Source organism: Janthinobacterium sp. GW822-FHT07H11 (genome assembly GCF_058798615.1).
Genome location: NZ_CM179507.1, coordinates 5,224,806 through 5,241,572 on the forward strand (window position 1 = coordinate 5,224,806; position 16,767 = coordinate 5,241,572).

General features: G+C 68.8%; 15 protein-coding genes. 6 read left to right on the forward strand and 9 right to left on the reverse strand.

Going from position 1 to position 16,767, the window contains the following annotated elements:
• Positions 1-48: 48 nt before the first annotated feature.
• The 5 genes from AC3RCJ_RS22975 to AC3RCJ_RS22995 form a co-directional block, all read right to left on the reverse strand.
• On the reverse strand, positions 49-1,383 hold the full coding sequence (locus AC3RCJ_RS22975) for an ATP-binding protein (protein ID WP_492961157.1): 1,335 nt from the start codon (positions 1,381-1,383) through the stop codon (positions 49-51).
• A 2-nt stretch (positions 1,384-1,385) separates the two neighbouring features.
• Positions 1,386-2,045: a response regulator gene (locus AC3RCJ_RS22980; protein ID WP_071322464.1), complete on the reverse strand. Its 660-nt coding sequence runs from the start codon at positions 2,043-2,045 to the stop codon at positions 1,386-1,388.
• Positions 2,046-2,076: 31 nt separating this feature from the next.
• Positions 2,077-3,591: a Do family serine endopeptidase gene (locus AC3RCJ_RS22985; protein ID WP_492961144.1), complete on the reverse strand. Its 1,515-nt coding sequence runs from the start codon at positions 3,589-3,591 to the stop codon at positions 2,077-2,079.
• A 252-nt stretch (positions 3,592-3,843) separates the two neighbouring features.
• A complete protein-coding gene (locus AC3RCJ_RS22990; RefSeq protein ID WP_152284172.1) occupies positions 3,844-4,305 on the reverse strand; it encodes an Hsp20 family protein in 462 nt (153 codons plus the stop codon).
• Between the two features lie 144 nt (positions 4,306-4,449).
• Positions 4,450-4,671 carry a helix-turn-helix domain-containing protein gene (locus AC3RCJ_RS22995; protein ID WP_492961147.1) on the reverse strand — a complete coding sequence of 74 codons (222 nt, stop codon included), beginning with the start codon at positions 4,669-4,671 and terminating at the stop codon, positions 4,450-4,452.
• Positions 4,672-4,958: 287 nt separating this feature from the next.
• Between AC3RCJ_RS22995 and AC3RCJ_RS23000 the strand changes: the two genes are divergently transcribed.
• From AC3RCJ_RS23000 to AC3RCJ_RS23020, 5 genes are read left to right on the forward strand one after another with little or no spacing between them, the layout of a single operon-like run.
• Positions 4,959-5,567, forward strand: coding sequence for an RNA polymerase sigma factor (locus AC3RCJ_RS23000; protein ID WP_492961149.1), 609 nt, complete (start codon positions 4,959-4,961; stop codon positions 5,565-5,567).
• A complete protein-coding gene (locus AC3RCJ_RS23005; RefSeq protein ID WP_492961151.1) occupies positions 5,560-6,177 on the forward strand; it encodes a hypothetical protein in 618 nt (205 codons plus the stop codon). The genes AC3RCJ_RS23000 and AC3RCJ_RS23005 overlap by 8 nt, the downstream gene beginning before the upstream one ends.
• Positions 6,174-7,889 carry a caspase family protein gene (locus AC3RCJ_RS23010; protein WP_492965227.1) on the forward strand — a complete coding sequence of 572 codons (1,716 nt, stop codon included), beginning with the start codon at positions 6,174-6,176 and terminating at the stop codon, positions 7,887-7,889. Before AC3RCJ_RS23005 ends, AC3RCJ_RS23010 begins: the two co-directional genes overlap by 4 nt.
• Entirely contained in the window at positions 7,886-11,098 is a 3,213-nt protein-coding gene (locus tag AC3RCJ_RS23015) for a CHAT domain-containing tetratricopeptide repeat protein (protein WP_492965229.1), read from the forward strand. Before AC3RCJ_RS23010 ends, AC3RCJ_RS23015 begins: the two co-directional genes overlap by 4 nt.
• A 42-nt stretch (positions 11,099-11,140) precedes the next feature.
• Positions 11,141-11,491, forward strand: a complete 351-nt coding sequence (locus AC3RCJ_RS23020) for a hypothetical protein (RefSeq protein WP_035827997.1) — start codon at positions 11,141-11,143, stop codon at positions 11,489-11,491.
• A gap of 66 nt (positions 11,492-11,557) precedes the next feature.
• Here AC3RCJ_RS23020 and AC3RCJ_RS23025 read toward each other — a convergent pair whose 3' ends face one another.
• The 4 genes from AC3RCJ_RS23025 to imuA form a co-directional block, all read right to left on the reverse strand.
• Positions 11,558-12,316, reverse strand: a complete 759-nt coding sequence (locus AC3RCJ_RS23025; RefSeq protein WP_492965165.1) for an alpha/beta hydrolase family protein — start codon at positions 12,314-12,316, stop codon at positions 11,558-11,560.
• A 70-nt stretch (positions 12,317-12,386) separates the two neighbouring features.
• Positions 12,387-13,091 (reverse strand): glutathione binding-like protein, encoded by a 705-nt coding sequence (locus AC3RCJ_RS23030; protein WP_492965166.1) that lies wholly within the window; start codon positions 13,089-13,091, stop codon positions 12,387-12,389.
• Positions 13,092-13,167: 76 nt separating this feature from the next.
• The gene (locus AC3RCJ_RS23035) at positions 13,168-14,655 is read right to left on the reverse strand and encodes a Y-family DNA polymerase (protein ID WP_492965232.1); all 1,488 of its coding nucleotides are present in this window, start codon (positions 14,653-14,655) and stop codon (positions 13,168-13,170) included.
• On the reverse strand, positions 14,585-15,295 hold the full coding sequence (gene imuA, locus AC3RCJ_RS23040) for a translesion DNA synthesis-associated protein ImuA (RefSeq protein WP_492964801.1): 711 nt from the start codon (positions 15,293-15,295) through the stop codon (positions 14,585-14,587). The genes AC3RCJ_RS23035 and imuA overlap by 71 nt, the downstream gene beginning before the upstream one ends.
• Before the next feature lie 206 nt (positions 15,296-15,501).
• Between imuA and AC3RCJ_RS23045 the strand changes: the two genes are divergently transcribed.
• On the forward strand, positions 15,502-16,767 hold the full coding sequence (locus AC3RCJ_RS23045; protein WP_492964802.1) for a putative Na+/H+ antiporter: 1,266 nt from the start codon (positions 15,502-15,504) through the stop codon (positions 16,765-16,767).

Genomic DNA, 16,767 nt, shown 5'->3' on the forward strand with positions numbered 1-16,767 from the left:
CGCTTAAAGATCCGCCTCACGCAGGCAGCGTTCTGAGGGATATCTGCCTCATTTTTTCGCCGGCAAGGGAAATTCCACGCGCACGCACAGGCCGCCCAGGCGCTCGGATTTGTCCAGCACCAGGCGCGCGCCATGGCGCTCGGCGATGGCCTTGATGATGGCCAGCCCCAGGCCGCTGCCGTTGGCGTCCGTGCCGGGCACGCGGTAGAAGCGGCTGAAGACGCGCTCGCGCTCCTCGGGCGGGATGCCGGGGCCGCTGTCTTCCACCGACAAGGTCACGCCGACGGGGCTGGCGCGCAGGTCGATGTCGACCGTGCCGCCCTGCGGCGTGTACTTGATGGCGTTGTCGACCAGGTTGCGCAGCATGATGTTGAGGGCGTCGGCCTGGCCGGCCACCCTGGCCGCATCCATGTGGTGCAGGCCCAGGTCGATCTTGCGCGCCTGCGCGATGCCGGCCATGTCGCCCAGCGCGCGCTTGACGACGTCGTTCAAGTCCACCGCCTGCAACTGGTCGCCGCTGGCGGCGCTCGCTTCCTGGCGCGCCAGCACCAGCAATTGCTCGACCAGGCGCGTGGCCCGCTCGATGCCGGCGCTGACACGCGAAATGGCCAGGCTGCGCTTTTCCTCGGATTCGGCCCTTTCCAGGCTCAAGACCTGCAGTTTCAAGGCCGCCAGCGGCGTGCGCAATTCATGCGCGGCGTCGGCGACGAAATGCTGCTGCGCGTCGAACGCCGTTTTGACGCGCCCGAACAGCAGATTCAATTCATGCACGAGCGGGCGCACTTCGTCGGGCAGGCCCGCTTCCGAGACGGGAGATAAATCATCGGCCTGGCGCGCCGCCACCTGCTTGCGCACGCGCGAGACGGGCGCCAGCGAACCGCTGACGACCCACCAGACGACGAGCATCAATATCGGCGCCATCAGCGCGATGGGACCGACCGTGCGCAGCGCCAGGCTGCCGGCCATGCGCTTGCGCACGGCCATGTCCTGGGCGATCTGCACGGTCTGGGAACTGGTTTGCACGGAAAAGATGCGGTAGGTGGTGCCGTTGGCTTTCACGTTGGAAAAGCCCAGCACGGCGCGCTGCGGCAGTTCCGCGCGCGTGATCGAGCGGAACACCTGCACGCCGTCCGGCGTCCACACCTGCACCACCATGTCGTTGTTGACGGGGTCGGCCGGCAAGGCTTCCGCGTGGTTGGCCAGCGGCGCGCCGGAGCGCAGCGACAGGGCCATCTGCTGCATATGATAGTCAAAGATCTGGTCGGCGTCGTACAGGGCGCTGCGGTAGGCGATCGACGCCTGCGCCAGGGCCGCCATGATGATGGCCGCCAGCAAAAACCACAGCAGGCGGCCGCGCAGCGAATGCGTCACCGTGACCTTCATCCTCATGCCTTCGGCACCATGTAGCCAAGGCCGCGCACGTTCTGGATCAAGTCGCTGCCCAGCTTCTTGCGCAAGCCGTGGATATACACTTCCACGGCATTGCTGTTGACTTCATCTTTCCAGCTGTACAGCTTTTCTTCCAGCTGCGCGCGCGACAGCACGATGCCGGGACGCGCGATCAAGGCTTCGAGCACGGCCCATTCGCGCGCCGACAGGTTGACGGGGTGGCCATCGGCGATCACTTCGCGCGTCAGCGGATTGATGGAGACGCCCTGATGTTCGAAGATCGGCTCGGGACGGCCCGAGGCGCGCCGCAGCAGGGCACGTATGCGCGCCAGCAATTCGTCGAGGTCATACGGTTTCAGGACGTAGTCGTCGGCGCCCGCGTCGAGGCCCGCGATGCGCTGCTCGACGGCGTCGCGCGCCGTGGCCACCAGCACGGGCGTGTCGAGCTTGCGCAAGCGCATCGAGCGCAGCACGTCGAGACCGTCCTTGCGCGGCAAGCCCAGGTCCAGCAGCACCAGGTCATAGGTTTGCGTCTGCAGGGCCGTGTCGGCCATGTCGCCATCCTTGACCCAGTCCACCGCGTAATGCTCGGCGCGCAGCAAGTCGAGCACCACCTCGCCGATCATCGTGTCGTCTTCTACCAGCAATAAGCGCATGGCTTACCTCTCTATCTCGTTATTCTTGTACTCAACCCAAACGCACGGGAATAAAAATCTTGTCCGGGCCGCGCTGTATCAGCAAGGCCACCGACTTGGCGGATTTCTCGACCACGTCGCGCACCTGCTCGACCGTGTTGACGGGGCGGCCATTGACCGACAATAACACGTCGCCCGGCTGCACCCCGGCATTCGCGGCGGCACCGCCGGCGTCTTCCACCAGCAGGCCGGCGCTGATGCCCGCCTCGCGTTTTTCATCCGATTGTAACGGACGCAGGGCCAGGCCCAGCTTTACCTTGCCGGCGGCGCTGTCGTTCTTCGCCACGTCGGCCACCTTGTCGGCCGCATTGCCCAGCGTCGCCGTCAGGCTGACGATCTTGCCGTCACGCCAGACGTCCATGCTGATCTTGTCGCCTGGCAAGGACGTGCCCACCAGCGCCGGCAAGTCGGCCGAGCCGATGATGCGCTGGCCATTCACCTTGCGCACCACGTCGCCCGATTTCAGGCCCGCCTTGTCGGCCGGGCTGCCCCGCTCGACATTGGCCACCAGCGCGCCTTCCGGCGTGGCCAGCTTGAACGAGTCGGCAAAGCCCTGGTTGACTTCCTGCACCGTCACGCCCAGCTTGGCGTGGCTGGCCTTGCCCGTGGCGACGATCTGGTCCTTGATGCGGCCGGCCAGGTCGATCGGGATGGCGAACGACAGGCCCTGGAAGCCGCCCGTCTGGCTGTAGATCTGCGAATTGATGCCGACCACTTCGCCACGCGTGTTGAACAGGGGGCCGCCCGAGTTGCCGGGGTTCACCGCCACGTCCGTCTGGATGAAGGGCACATTGCTGTCGTCGGGCAGGGAGCGGCCCTTGGCGCTGACGACGCCCGCCGTCACCGTGCTGTCGAAGCCATAAGGCGAACCGATGGCCAGCACCCACTCGCCCACTTTCAGGTCGCTCGAATGGCCGAGCGGCACGATGGGCAGGTTGTTGGCATCGATCTTCAGCACGGCGATGTCCGTCTTCGGATCCGTGCCCAGCACCTTGGCGCGGAATTCGCGGCGGTCGTTGAGCTTGACGGTCACTTCGCGCGCATCGCGCACCACATGGGCATTCGTCATGATGATGCCGTCCGGGCTGACGATGAAGCCGGAACCGAGGCCGTGCGTGGGCACGTCGCGGCCACCGCGCTGGCCGCCCTGCGGGCCCTGGAAACGGCGGAAGAATTCAAAGAAAGGGTCGTTGCCGAAGTCGTCATTGCCGGCCTGGGCCGAGGGGTCATAGGCCACCTTGGTGCTGCCCGTGACGCTGATATTGACGACGGCCGGGCTGTTGCGCGCGGCGATCTGGCTAAAGTCGGGCAAGGCCACCAGCGGCGCGCCAGCGGCGGCGGGCGCCACGGCAGCGGCCACGGGGGCGGCGGGCACGGCGGCGGCATTCGCGCCGGCATTGTTCTGGTGGATCACCATGGCGCCACCGGCGCCCAGCACACCGATCGCGGCCAGCGCGGCTACGGTGCGTTTGATGTTCAGGGATGCGGTATTTGCTTGCTGTTCCATGAATTGCTCCTCATTCAATGAGATTTTGATGTATGCAATAGTGGGCCACGAGTCTTAGGCGGTGCTTAACATTTTTCCATTTGGAAACAGGCATTTGCGCCTTTAAGCATCGCTTAATCTTGCGTGCCGCACGCGCATCGCATGGCGGGCTATGGAAGGGCATACCGGGCCTGGACGTGACACTGGCCGGATCAACCGGCCAGTATTTTACTGCATGGGGCTGCCCGGGCGCCCGGGGGCGCCGCGATCAGATCAGGCTGCCTGGCGCTGCTCCAGCGTGCTGACGGTGGCGCCGCTGCCGGTGCCGATCTCGATCTTGCGCGGTTTCAGCGCTTCCGGCACTTCGCGCACCAGGTCGATGGTCAGCATGCCGTTTTCAAACGTGGCGCCCGTGACCTTCACATGGTTGGCCAGCTGGAAGCGCTGTTCGAAATCGCGGGCGGCGATGCCACGGTGCAAGAACGTGCGCTCGACGCCATCCTTCTGCTTGCGGCCCGTGACGTGCAGCGAGTCGCGTTCCGTGATGATGTCGATTTCCTCGCGCGAGAAGCCGGCCAGCGCCATCACGATGCGGTACTTGTCTTCCGACACCAGTTCGATATTGTAGGGCGGGTAGCTGGGCTGTGCATCGGCGCGCTGTTCGTTGAGCAGCTGTGCCAGGCGGTCGAAGCCGATGGCGGAACGGTACAGGGGAGCAAGGTCAAAAGTACGCATGATAACTATCCTTTTCAAATGAAGCGATAAGAGGGGCGGACCTCACCGTGAGCATCCGCCTGCTACCAATCTAAGGACGATCAAGCGGCCTTCAAGGCCTTGAAAAAGATGATTTTTGCCCCAGTGCCGAAAATAATTTTGAGGCTAGCCGTCGGTGCGCAAGGCGCAGGCCAGCGCCGTCCGGTTGCTCACGCCGAGCTTGCGGTAGATCATATGCAGCTGGTTGCGCACGGTGGCTGGCGACTTGTCGAGCGCGCGGGCGATGGATTTGTAGGGCGTGCCGCGCATGGCCATGGCCGCCACCAGCCGCTCGGCTGGCGTCAGGCGCTGCATGGCAACGTTGCCGGGGAGCATATTTTCATGCATGGGCTGGCTCCCCGCCCCTGCCGGCATCGCGCAAGGTCTTGTCGCGTTTTCTCATGATGGGACTGTCCTTTTCGGCTTGGCGGACCAGCGGCAATGCGGCCCTTCATGCTCTTGTTCGCAGCGCGCCCCCATCCGGTTCAATCTTTTTGCAATGAAATTGCGCCAGTCCCTGCGTCCACGCCTTTGCAGGCTTCGCCCTTAACAATACTGCACTATTTCCCCGATGCTATAATCGCCACGACGCAATTGCCTGCCGTATCCATTCAACCTGCCCCGCCCCCGTCACCATGAGCGCATTGCCTGTCAACCCTGCCGAACTGCTGGCTGCCATGGCAGCGGGCGACCAGCGCGCGCTCGATGTCCTGTACCGCGCCTGGTCGCCGCGCGTGCGCGTGTTTGCGCGCCTGCAACTGTCCGGCTCGGGGCTTGATGTACACGCGGTCGCCGACGAAGTCACGGTGGACGTGTTCCACGATATCTGGCGCGCGCCCATGCGCTACGACGGCCGGGTGGCGTTCGGCACCTGGCTGCTGACCCTGGCCCGCAACAAGGCCATCGACCAGATCCGCCGCCACGGCAAGCGCCTGGCCCGCGAAACGCCGCTCGACGGCGATGACGACGAGCAAGAGCCAGCAGAGCACGATCCGGGGCCGCAGGCGCAAACGGAAACCGTGCAGCGGCGCCATGCCGTGCTGAAATGCCTGCAGCGCCTGCGCAACCCGATGCAGCGCGAAAGCCTGACCCTGTGGGCGATCGACGACCTGTCGGTGGCCGACATCGCGCAGATCCAGCAGGCGCCGGCCGGCACCGTCAAGACGCGCCTGTTTCATGGCCGCATTAACTTACGCCAGTGCATCGAGCGCTGGTTTGTCCAGGAAGGCGGACGCCATGGCTGATCCCCGCGATCCCCACGAGCAGGCGCTGCGCGCCATGCTGCCCGATTACCTGAATGGCCATGCGCCGGCGGCCGACGCCAGCCGCATCGCCGCCCGGCTGCGCGATGATGCGGAATTGGCCGCCGATGCCGACTGGCTGCGCGAGATCCGCGCCGCCATCGGCGACGAAGCGGCCAGCCTGGACCCGGACGCGGGCCTGGCGCAACTGCACGGCCGCCTGGCGCGTCCCAGCCCGTGGCGCCGCCTGCTGCGGCGCCTGTCGCTGCCGGCCCTGGCGCCCATGGCGATCACGGCGCTGGCCAGCGTCTGCATGGTCCAGGCCTGGCTGCTGTGGCAGGCGCCGGCCGCGCCGGTGGAACAGCTGAGCTGGCGCGGCGCGCCCGGGGCAGCGGCGCCGCAGGCCAGCCTGCGCGTGCAATTCTTGCCGCATGCCAGCATGGAGCAGGTGGCGGCGGCGCTGGAGCAGGCGCAGGCGGGCATCGTCGCCGGTCCCCTGCCCGACCGCAGCTACCTGCTCGATGCGGCCGATCCGCAGGCGGCCCTGCGCAGCCTGCAAGCGAGCGGCGTGGCGGGCGAGGCATCGCGCGTCGACGCGCGCACCGCGCCATGAGACGGTTGCGGCGCCGGCAGGCATGGCTGCTGCTGTCCTGCCTGCTGGGCGGCACGGCGCTGGCGGGCGAACGCCATGCCTTGCTGATCGGCGTGGCGGACCTGCCCGCCATGCCGCGCGGCAGCTGGCTGGCCGGTCCCACGGCCGACGTGAGCGCCATGCGCGCGGCATTGCGGCAGCAGGGTTTCGCCGATGAGCGCATCCATCGCCTGGCCGACGATGCGGGCGCCAGCCAGGCGCCCACGCGCGCGGCCATCCTGGCGCGCCTGGCGCAACTGGAAAGGACACTGGGCAAGGACGACTTGCTGCTGCTGTACTGGTCCGGCCACAGCGTGCTGCTGCCCGCCTATCCGGGCCAGGCAGCCGCGCCGCAGGGACGGCGCACGCGCTTGCTGACGCGCGACAGCCAGGTCAGCCACCAGGGGCGGCAGCTCGATGGCGGCATCGGCAGCAGCGAACTGGGGCGCGCCATCGATGCGTTTGCCGCGCGCCAGACCCAGGTCGTGGCCATATTCGATACCTGCCATGCGGCGGCCGGCACGCGCAGCGGCGACGGCCTCGCGTGGCGGGGGCTGGCGGCGAGCGACATCGGCTGGCGCCCCGCGCCCGGCGCGCCGGCCGCCAGCCGTGGCGCCGCGGCCGACGCGCCACGCGCGCGGCCGCGCTTTGTCGCCTTCTACGCGTCCGAAGCCCAGCAGCGCACGCCGGAAGCCGCTGCGGCCGCCTCGCCGGGCCAGGCGGCCGGCCTGTTTACGCGGGCCGTGATCGCCGCCCTGCAAAGCCAGCCGCAAACCTATGCCATGTGGGCCGGCGCCGCCACGCAGCAATACCGGTCCGCCTTGCGCGCCTACCAGCTGCCGCGCTCCGCCTGGCCCTCGCCCGTGTATGCGGGCGCGCTCGACGCACCGCTGTGGCAGGGCGACGGCGCCGGCGCGGCGCCGCTGTGGCCCGTGCAGCGCGACGCGCAGGGCTGGCAAGTGCCGTATGGCCTGCTCGACGGCCTACGCGAGGGCGACCTGTTCCGGCAGGCCGGCGCGCGCTGGCGCGCCGCCACGGTCGGCTGGGGAGAAACGCGGCTGGCGCTGCTGCCCGGCGATGGCGGCGACAGCGCCGCGCCGGGCTGGGCCAGCCGCACGCCCGCGCCGCTGCCGGCCGGCGCCGCGGGCCGCGACGGACAACGTCTGGCCACCCTGCTGGCGCTGCCCGCCACGCCGGGCCCGCCCCTGCTCGACGCGCGCGTCGAACTGACCCTGCCGGGCAAGGCGCCGCGCCAGCTGGCCTTCGCCGATGGCGACCTCGGCGTGCTGCCGGCCGGCACGCGCATCCGCCTCAGCGTGGAAAACCGCAGCGCCGCTTCCGTCGACCTGGGCCTGGCGCACTTGCCGCTGGACGGCCCCGCCGCGCGTATCTATCCGGCCCTCGACGGCGACAGCAACCGCATGCCGCCCGCCATCGGCGCCGGCATCAGCCGCTTCGAGCGCAGCTTCGTCGTCAGCGGCCCGCGCTTCGGCGTGGAATGGCTGGCGCTGGTGGCCGCGCCGGCGGAAAATGGCGCGCCGCCGCGCCGCTTCGCCATCCTCGAGGCGCTGCACGGCCAGGCCGGCACGCGCGGCGGCGCCGCGCCGCGACCTGCGGCGGCGGCGCCGCAGGCTGCGGCGGGCCATCCCGACCAGGCCCAGGTGGCCCGGCTGTCCTGGCGCTCCGTCCGATGAGGCGCCTCGTCCTGGGCCTGCTGCTGGCCGTAGCGGCCTTGCCGCAAACGGCATCGGCCGGCACCTGCCAGGCCGTCATCGCGCCATGGCTGGCGCAGGCGAACGACGCCAATGAGAAGGAACAGCCGGCCGTCTCGCTGCCCCTGTTCCAGCGCAGCGTGGCCGCCTGCCGCGCGGCGGACGACCGGGCCGGCATCGCCACCGGCCTGCTGGGCGTGGGCCAGAGCCTGCACATGCTCAACCGCTATGCCGAGAGCGAACAGGCCCTGCTGGAAGGCTGGGCCATCCGCCAGGCGCTGGACGACGGCGACCCCGGGCGCGAAAGCATGTACTACCCGAGCGAACTGATGTACCTGTACCGCCAATGGAGCCGCTTCGACCTGGCCTGGCAATGGGGCGACATCGCGCTGGCGGCAAAAGCCCGCCTGATCGGCAAGGACACGGTCTCGTATGGCACCAGCCTGTCCAACCTGTCCGGCGTGGCGCTGCAGACCAAGGAATATGCGCGCGGCCTGCCATATGCGCGGCAAGCCATGGAGACGTGGGCCCGCACCTCGGGCGAGAACAGCACCGACCATGCGTGGGGCATGCGCGACGTGGGCGTGCTGCTGCTGCGCATGGGCCGCATGGAAGAAGCCTACGGCTACCTGGAGCACGCCTACCGGATACGCCTGGCGGCCTTCGGCGAAAACCGCACCGAGACGCAGACCAGCGTGACCGACATGGCCAACTGGTACACCCTGAGCGGCAACGATCGCCAGGCGCTGGCATTCGCCCAGCGCGCGCTGGCCATGGCGGTGCAGCGCTCGGGGGCCGACTCGATGCAGGCCAGCGTGGCCCTGAACCGCCTGAGCGGCATCCACCTGCGCCTGGGCGAAAGCGGCAAGGCATGGCAGGAAGCGGAGGACGGGCTGCGCATCCGCCGCGCCCTGTTCGGCGACCGCCATGCCAACACCGTCAGCGCCTGGCAGGACGTGGCGCTGACGGCGCTGGCGGACAATCAGCTGGGCCGCGCGGAAGTGGCCGCCGCCGCCGCGCTCGAGCATTGCCGCGCCGTGTATGGCGAAGCGGCCGCCACCTGCGCCGCGTACCAGCTCGCGCATGGCAGCGCGCGCATGGCATTGGGGCAGTACCAGCAGGCGCTGGAAGCGGCGCAGGCGGCGGCGCGGCTGGCCATGTCCGGCGGCCAGGCGCTGCCGGCCGACGAAGCCGATGCGCTGCTGCTGGCGGCGCAGGCACAGGCCGCGCTGGGACTCCAGGACGAGGCGGAAACGGGACTGGCCGCCCTCGAGGCGCGGCTGCTGCAAACGCCTCCCGCCACGGCCGGCATGCTCGACACGGTGCGCCAGGCACGCCTGCAGGCGCGCGCGGAGCACGCCGGCATCGGCGCGGCCGAACTGCAGGCGCTGGCGCGCGAGGCGGGCGCCATGGCGCGCCAGCTGGCCGCCACGCGCGGCGCGGCCCATCCCGCCCATGCGCAGGCCTTGCTGGACGCGGCCGGACTCAATGCGCGCGCGGGCGATGTCGCCACGGCGCGGTCCCAGTCGGCGCGCGCGCTGGCCATCGGCATGGCGCATGCACAGACCATGCTCGAAGCGCGGGCGGCGGCGCAGCTGGGCGCGCTGGAACCCGACGCGGCCGGCATTTTCCTCGGCAAGCAGGCAGTCAATGCGCTGCAAGCCACGCGCGCCGGCACGGCCAGCCTGCCCGTGCCGCTGCGGCAGGGCTTTGTGCGGCAAAAACGCGCCGCCTACGGCCAGCTGGCGGACCGCCTGCTCGACCAGCGCCGCATCCACGAAGCGGAAACCGTGCTGGCCATGGTACGCGAGGACGAATTCCACAGCCTGGTGCGCAGCGCCCCCGATCCGCGCGCCACGCGCCTCGGCTACACGGGCGCGGAGGGCGAATGGCAGCGCCAGTTCGACGCGCGCGCCGCCGCCCTGCGCGCGGGCGCCCAGGCGCTGGCCATGGCGCGCGAACGCCAGGCGCAGGGCGTGGCGCACGCCGACGACGCATGGCGGCGGGCGAACGACGCCATGACGCTGCTGCTCGATGGCGCCACCGAGGCGCTGGCGGCGCTGCCGGCGGGCAGCGTGGCCACGCCCGCACCGGCAGGCAAGGCTGGCATGGCGCGGGCCGAGCCGCTCAAGCGGGGCGTGCTGCACCTGACTTATCTGGTTACCGACACGCGCCTGCGCATCGTCGCGCAGCGCGGCGGACGGAACGGCAGCACCATCCACGACGTGGCCATCGACGAGCGCGCGCTGGCGCAGCGCATCGCCCGCCTGCGCCGCAGCGCGCAAGACCCGGGACAGGACGCGCGCGCCGATGCGCAGGCGCTGTATGCGCTGCTGCTGGCGCCGGCCAGCCGGGAACTGGACGGCGCCACCTCGCTGTCGCTGTCGCTGGACGGCGTCTTGCGCTACCTGCCGTTCGCCATGCTGCATGACGGGCGCCGCTGGCTGGTCGAACGGCTGCCCGTCTCGCTGCATGCCAGCGGCGGCGAACAGGCCGGCGCGCAGGAAGCGCCGCGCCGCGCGCCATCGCTTGCCCTGTTCGGCCAGACGCGCGCCAGCGGCGAACTGCCGGCCCTGCCCTTCGTGCAGCGCGAACTGCGCGCCGTGCAGGCGTCCGGACACGCGGCGCACATCCCCAGCCAGGTCTACCTCGATGGCGACTTCACCGGCGCGGCGCTGCAGCGCGCGCTGCCCGCCAACAGCAGCGTGCACATCGCCAGCCATTTCGTGCTGCGCTCGGGCGCGGGCGCGGACTCCTACTTGCTGCTGGGCGATGGCGGCAAGCTCAGCCTGGCGGAACTGGCGCAGGACGGCTACCGCTTCGCCGGCCTGGACCTGCTCACCCTGTCGGCCTGCGAAACGGCCGTGCCGGCCGGCACCGACGCCACGGGACGCGAACTGGAAGGCCTGGCCTGGCTGGCCCGCCAGCGCGGCGCGCGCAATGTGCTGGCCAGCCTGTGGCGCGTGTCGGACCAGTCGACGGCCACCCTGATGGGCGATTTTTATGCGGCGCTGGCGCAAGGCAAGGGCAAGCCGCAAGCCTTGCGCCAGGCACAGTTGCGGCAGATCCGCGCCGCCCGGCACACCGTCACGGCGACGCGGGGCCTGACGCCGCTCGACGCCGCCGGCGACAGCGGCGACGCGCGCGGCCATCCCTTCTACTGGGCCGGTTTCATCCTGCTCGGCTCCTGAGCGCCGCACGACGCAAGGCCGTTTTTGGTGTATGCTGGCGGCATGAACAATGACACCGACATCCAGCTCAGCGGCCCCTTCAAGGCCACCGACGGCTCCGGCCGTGCCCACGACATCAAGGCCATCCGCATCTTCGACGAAGGCTACGGCATCATCGACGTCTACGTCGATTTCGCCGCCCCGCTCGAGGCGGGCGCGTACAAGGACAAGACCCTGGTCGGCCACATCCTGGCCCGCTTGCGCAGCCTCGGCTACGTCGGCCCCGACTTCGGCCATGGCGACCTGGGCTTGCAAGACAAGAAACTGATCGTCCTGGAAGCCCCCGAGGAATTTTCGGCCTTTGCAATCAGTAAAGGCTGGAAGGATCTTTCGGCCGAGTTCGACGAGGACTGATCCGTTTTCTCTCCATCTGCGCCGTACCCGCGACTTGCCGGTACGGCGTTTTTCATGGGCGGCGATTTATACCAGGTAACGCGCGCTCCAGGCGGCGATGACATTGGCGACATAGGCCGCATCATCGCGCCCCGTCAACAAGTGATCGGCATCGTCGAGCGAGACGAAACTTTTCGGGTGCTTCGCGGCCGTAAAGATCTCCATCGCGTTCGACAGGCTCACTGTCGTGTCATTGGGCGCGTGCATCACCAGCAGGGCGCGGCGCAGGCCGGCGATGTGCTCCTTTAAACTGTGGCTGCCCGCGTCGTCGACGAATTGCTGGCGGATGCGGAAGGGCCGCCCTTCCAGCCGCACCAGCGCCTCGCCCTCGGCGGCGATTTGCTCCAGGTGGTCGCTGAACATGCGCGTCACATACGCGGGCGTGCTCGGCGCGGCCAGGGTCACCACGGCCGTCGCTTCCGGCACGTGCGCGGCGGCGGCCAGCACGGCGGCGCCGCCCAGGCTGTGGCCGATCAGCAATTGCGGCGCAGCATGTTTTGCCCGCAAGAAATCGGCGGCAGCGAGCAAATCGTCCACATTCGACGAGAAATTCGTGGCGGCAAACTCGCCTTCGCTGGCGCCCAGTCCCGTGAAGTCGAAGCGCAGCACGGCGATGCCGTGTTCCGTCAAGCCTTGCGCGATGCGCCGCGCGGCCAGCACGTCCTTGCCGCAGGTAAAACAGTGGGCGAACAGCGCGTAGGCGCGGATGGCGCCGTCGGGCGCGTCGAGGCGCGCCGCCAGCACATGGCCATGCGCGCCGGGAAAATCTTGCCGGGTGGATTTCATTGTCTCAGATCAAAGCTGCCGCGCAGGGCGGCCGATCGCGCATTGTAGCGCCGGCCGGCCGCCTCGGGCTTTAAGCGCGCTTGGGAATATCCACGCCCCTGGCAACGGCTGGCCTGGCCAGGAAGGCGTCCAGCACGCGCCGCACGTTCGGGAAATCGTTAAAACCGACGAGCTCGCCGGCGCCATAGAAGCCCACGAGGCAGCGCACCCACGGGAAGATGGCGATGTCGGCAATCGTGTACTGGCTGCCCATGATCCAGTCGCGGCCCTGCAGGCGCTGCTCGAGCACGCCCAGCAAACGCTTCGCTTCGCCCAGATAGCGCTCGAGCGGACGCTTGTCTGCGTAGTCCTTGCCGGCGAATTTGTGGAAGAAACCCACCTGGCCGAACATGGGACCGATACCGCCCATCTGGAACATCAGCCACTGGATCGTTTCATAGCGCAGGCCCGCGTCCTGCGGCAGGAACTTGCCCGTCTTTTCCGCCAGGTACAGCAGGATGGCGCCCGACTCGAACAGGGCCAGCGGCTTGCCGCCCGGACCGTCCGGGTCGAGGATGGCGGGAATCTTGTTGTTGGGATTGAGGGACAGGAAGGCGGGCGACAGCTGGTCGTTCTGCTCGAAGCTGACCAGGTGCGGCTCGTATGCCAGGCCCAGCTCTTCCAGCAGGATCGAGACCTTGATGCCGTTCGGCGTCGGCAGCGAGTACAGCTGCAGGCGCTCGGGATGCCGGGCAGGCCATTTACCGGTGATGGGAAAATCGGAGAGTTGTGTCATGGATATCCTTCAAATAAAGACGCGGCGCAAGCCAGCCAGTATAGCCAAGCATGGCCGTTTCAGCAGGACAGCGCCTTCAGCCAAACAAACCGTGCAAAAACCAGCGCGGCGCGGCGTCTTCTCCGCTGCCGGCGATGCGTTCGCGGTAGACCCAGTAATGGGCGTGGTCGAGGCCTTCGGCAATAAAATAATCGCGCGCCTGCGACTGGCCCCACCAGCCCGCCTCGATGCGTTCGGCCACGGACACCATTTTCAGGGGCGATCCATAGAAGGGCCGGTGCTCGCGCATCAAGAGGGCGATGGGCTGGGCCAGCAGCCAGGCGGGACGGGGCATGCCGGGCAAGCCGGGCGGCAAGTCGGGCGGCGCGCTTCTTGAAACGGGCTTGGCCGGCAGCGGCAGCCACCGGTTGGCCGCCTCGGGACGGTAATCGGCGCGCGGGGATGCCTGCAAGACATTTTCCATGCCCAGGCGCGCCACCAGCAATTCCAGCAGGCGCTGGCGCTCCTGCGGCGTGCCGCCCGGCTCGGGAAACAGGCTCTCGCTGGGCGGCGCCATCGGCTGCACCTGCAGCGCTTCCAGGCTCAAGCCGATCACGGGCGCCTCCAGTACCAGCTGCGCCAGGCGCTCCTTGAGCAAACGCAACAGATGCTCGTCGCGCCAGACGGCCTCGCCCAGCGCCAGGTCGATGACGGTGGGCGGGCGCGCCACCCGGCCCCGCTCGTGCGCCAGCAGCAATTGAATGCGCTCGACGGCGAATTGCCGCGCGCACAGCCAGCCCGTCATCTGCTGCAGCAGGCGGCGCGCGCCGAACAGCAGCGCGTCGGCGTGCTCGACGCGGTCGAACAGTTCCAGGCTGGCGCGGAACGTGGGCGGCGCTTCGATCCATGCATACAGTTCCGTGCCGTGGCCATGCGCATCGTCCAGCATGTCGAGCAAGGCGGCGCCGCAACGGCGCTGCAGGCCGGGCCGGGGCAAGTGGCGCAGCTGCCCCAGGGTACGGCAGCCGATGCCGTCCAGCCAGTCGAGCCAGGGGCGCGCGGGCGGCAGCAAGGCGCACGGCAGGCCGTCGAGGCGGCGCACCAGGCTGGCCATGCCCAGCACGCGGCCGCGACGCGTGCTGGCGCGCGCCAGCAGCCAGGCGCCGCGCGCCGTGGGGGCGCACGACAGCTGGGCCGTGTAGCCGAGCGCGCGCAAGCTGGCCGCGATCTGCCGGCACAGGGCGCGCACGCCGCCGAACAGGCGCAGGCTGGCGCCCGCGTCGACCAGCAGGGTCGCCTCCTCGCCCTGCGCCACCAGCGGCGAATATTGCAGCAGCGCCAGCGCCACCGCCTGCAGGGCCTGCGCTTCCAGCCCGGGCGAGCGCTCGTGCAAACGCGCCTGCGGCGCCAGCATCAGCACGCCGCCACGGCGCATGCCCGGCCGGATGCCTGCCGCCCGCGCCAGCGGCGACACGGCCATCACTTGCTCCTGCTCCAGCACCACGCCAAGGCTGTCAGCCGACCAGCGCGGGCAAAACACTTCGAGCGGGAGCCGGGGCAGGCACAGGCCGATCCAGAGTCGCATGACGTAGCAATAAGGAAGGAAGTTGCAGGGGCAGGAACAACGGCGCGTCGCGCTGCGGTCCCCGGCGCTTGATGAAGCCGATCTCGATGCCGCCGGCGGCCGGGCGCACGGACAGGCGCAAGGGCGCCGGCGAGGCATCCTGCGCGCCGTGCAAGGGGCGCAGCATGCAGAACAGGGTGTTGCCCGACTGGGCCGCCAGGTGCAGGCGGCGCAGGCTGTCGGCGCGCACGTGCGATTGCCAGAACAGCAAGGCGCCGCAACTGCCGCTGCGCAAGATATTTTCCGCCGCCCACAGGGCATCCTTGCTGCCGGCGCTTTTGAGCCACAGCAGCTGCGACGGCGCCAGTCCCTGCGCGGCCAGGGCCAGCGCCTGCGGCGGGTGCGGCGGCTGCAGCAGCACGATGGGCAAGCCCGGCAGCTGGGCCAGCGCGGGCGCCAGCAGCCGCAATTCGCCGCTGCCCGGCTGCTGCACCAGCAGATCGATGAGGCTGCCGCCGGGCCAGCCGCCGCCGGGCAGTTGCGCGGACAGGGTGGCAAAGCCCGTGTCCAGGCAGCGCGCGGCGCCCTGGCCCAGCTGCGATGCCCGCCATAAGGACGGGTGCAAGGCTTCCGGCGATGCCATCAATTCGGAATGTTGCATAAAAATACCCAAGCAAGAATACTGTACAAATACACAGTACTATTCGGGCGCGATTTTGGCAAGGCTTATCTGCTCGGGCACCTTGCGGCAGTGTCCGCGCGCATCCGAAAAACCCCGTTTTGCACGGCGATTGCTGTACCATAAGCACTCTCCTTACCGTCGGGCCATGCACCCGGCGACCCTTTTTCTCCATAAGGAAAGCTCATTTGACCACCATACAACTGATCAGCGCGATCATCTTCGGCCTGGCCCTCATCCACACCTTCGCCGCCAAATCCTTCGAGGAACTGGCGCACCGCCATCCGCGCCATGCGGGGCTGCTGCACCTGCTGGGCGAAGTGGAAGTCGTGTTCGGCTTCTGGGCCTTCATCCTGGTCATCGTCATGGCCTTTGTCTCGGGCGGCGATGCGGCCATCGAGTATGCCGAGTCGCGCCAGTACACGGAACCGCTGTTCGTCTTTGTCGTCATGGTTGTGGCCGCCTCGCGCCCCGTGCTCGACGCCGTGCAGCGCCTGTTGAAAGGCGTGGCGCGCGTGATGCCGCTGCGCACGGAACTGGCCCTCGTCTGGCTGGGCCTGGCGCTCGTGCCCCTGACCGGCTCCATGATCACGGAACCGGCCGCCATGACCCTGGCCGCGCTGATGCTGGCGCCGCAAATCTTTCGCCCGGGCATACCCGAATGGCTGAAATACGGCGCTTTGGGCGTGCTGTTCGTCAACGTTTCCATCGGCGGCACCCTCACCTCGTATGCGGCGCCGCCCGTGCTGATGGTGGCTACCACGTGGAACTGGGACAGCGCCTACATGGCCAGCCATTTCGGCTGGAAGGCCGCCATCGCCGTGCTGGTCAACGCCACGGGCGTGAGCATCTTGCTGCGCAAATACCTGCACAGCAATACCTCCGACATCAAGCCGAAAGCGGGCGAGGTGGAAGCGCCGGCAGTGCCGCTGGCCGTCAGCCTCGTGCACATGATCGTGCTGGGCGGCGTGGTGGCCCTGGCGCATCATCCCGTGCTGTTCTTCGGCCTGTTCCTGTTCTTCCTCGGCTTCGTGCAGGCATATGAGCGTTATCAAAGCCCGCTGATCCTGAAAGAGGGTTTATTGGTCGGCTTCTTCCTCGGCGGCCTGGTGGTGCTGGGCGGCATGCAGCAATGGTGGCTGCAGCCCATCGTTTCCAGCCTGAAGCCGCTGGCCCTGTTCTTCGGCGCCCTGGGCTTGACGGCGATCACGGACAATGCGGCCCTCACCTACCTCGGTTCGCTGATCGTCGGCATGACGGAGGAAGCGAAATACATGCTGGTGGCCGGCGCCGTGGCCGGCGGCGGCCTGACCGTCATCGCCAATGCCCCGAACCCGGCTGGCGTCTCCCTGCTGCGCCGCGGTTTCAAGGATGAATCGATCGGCGCCGTCGGCCTGCTGGCGGGCGCCCTGCTGCCGACGGCCGTGGCGGCCCTGGCCTTCCTGGCTTTGTAA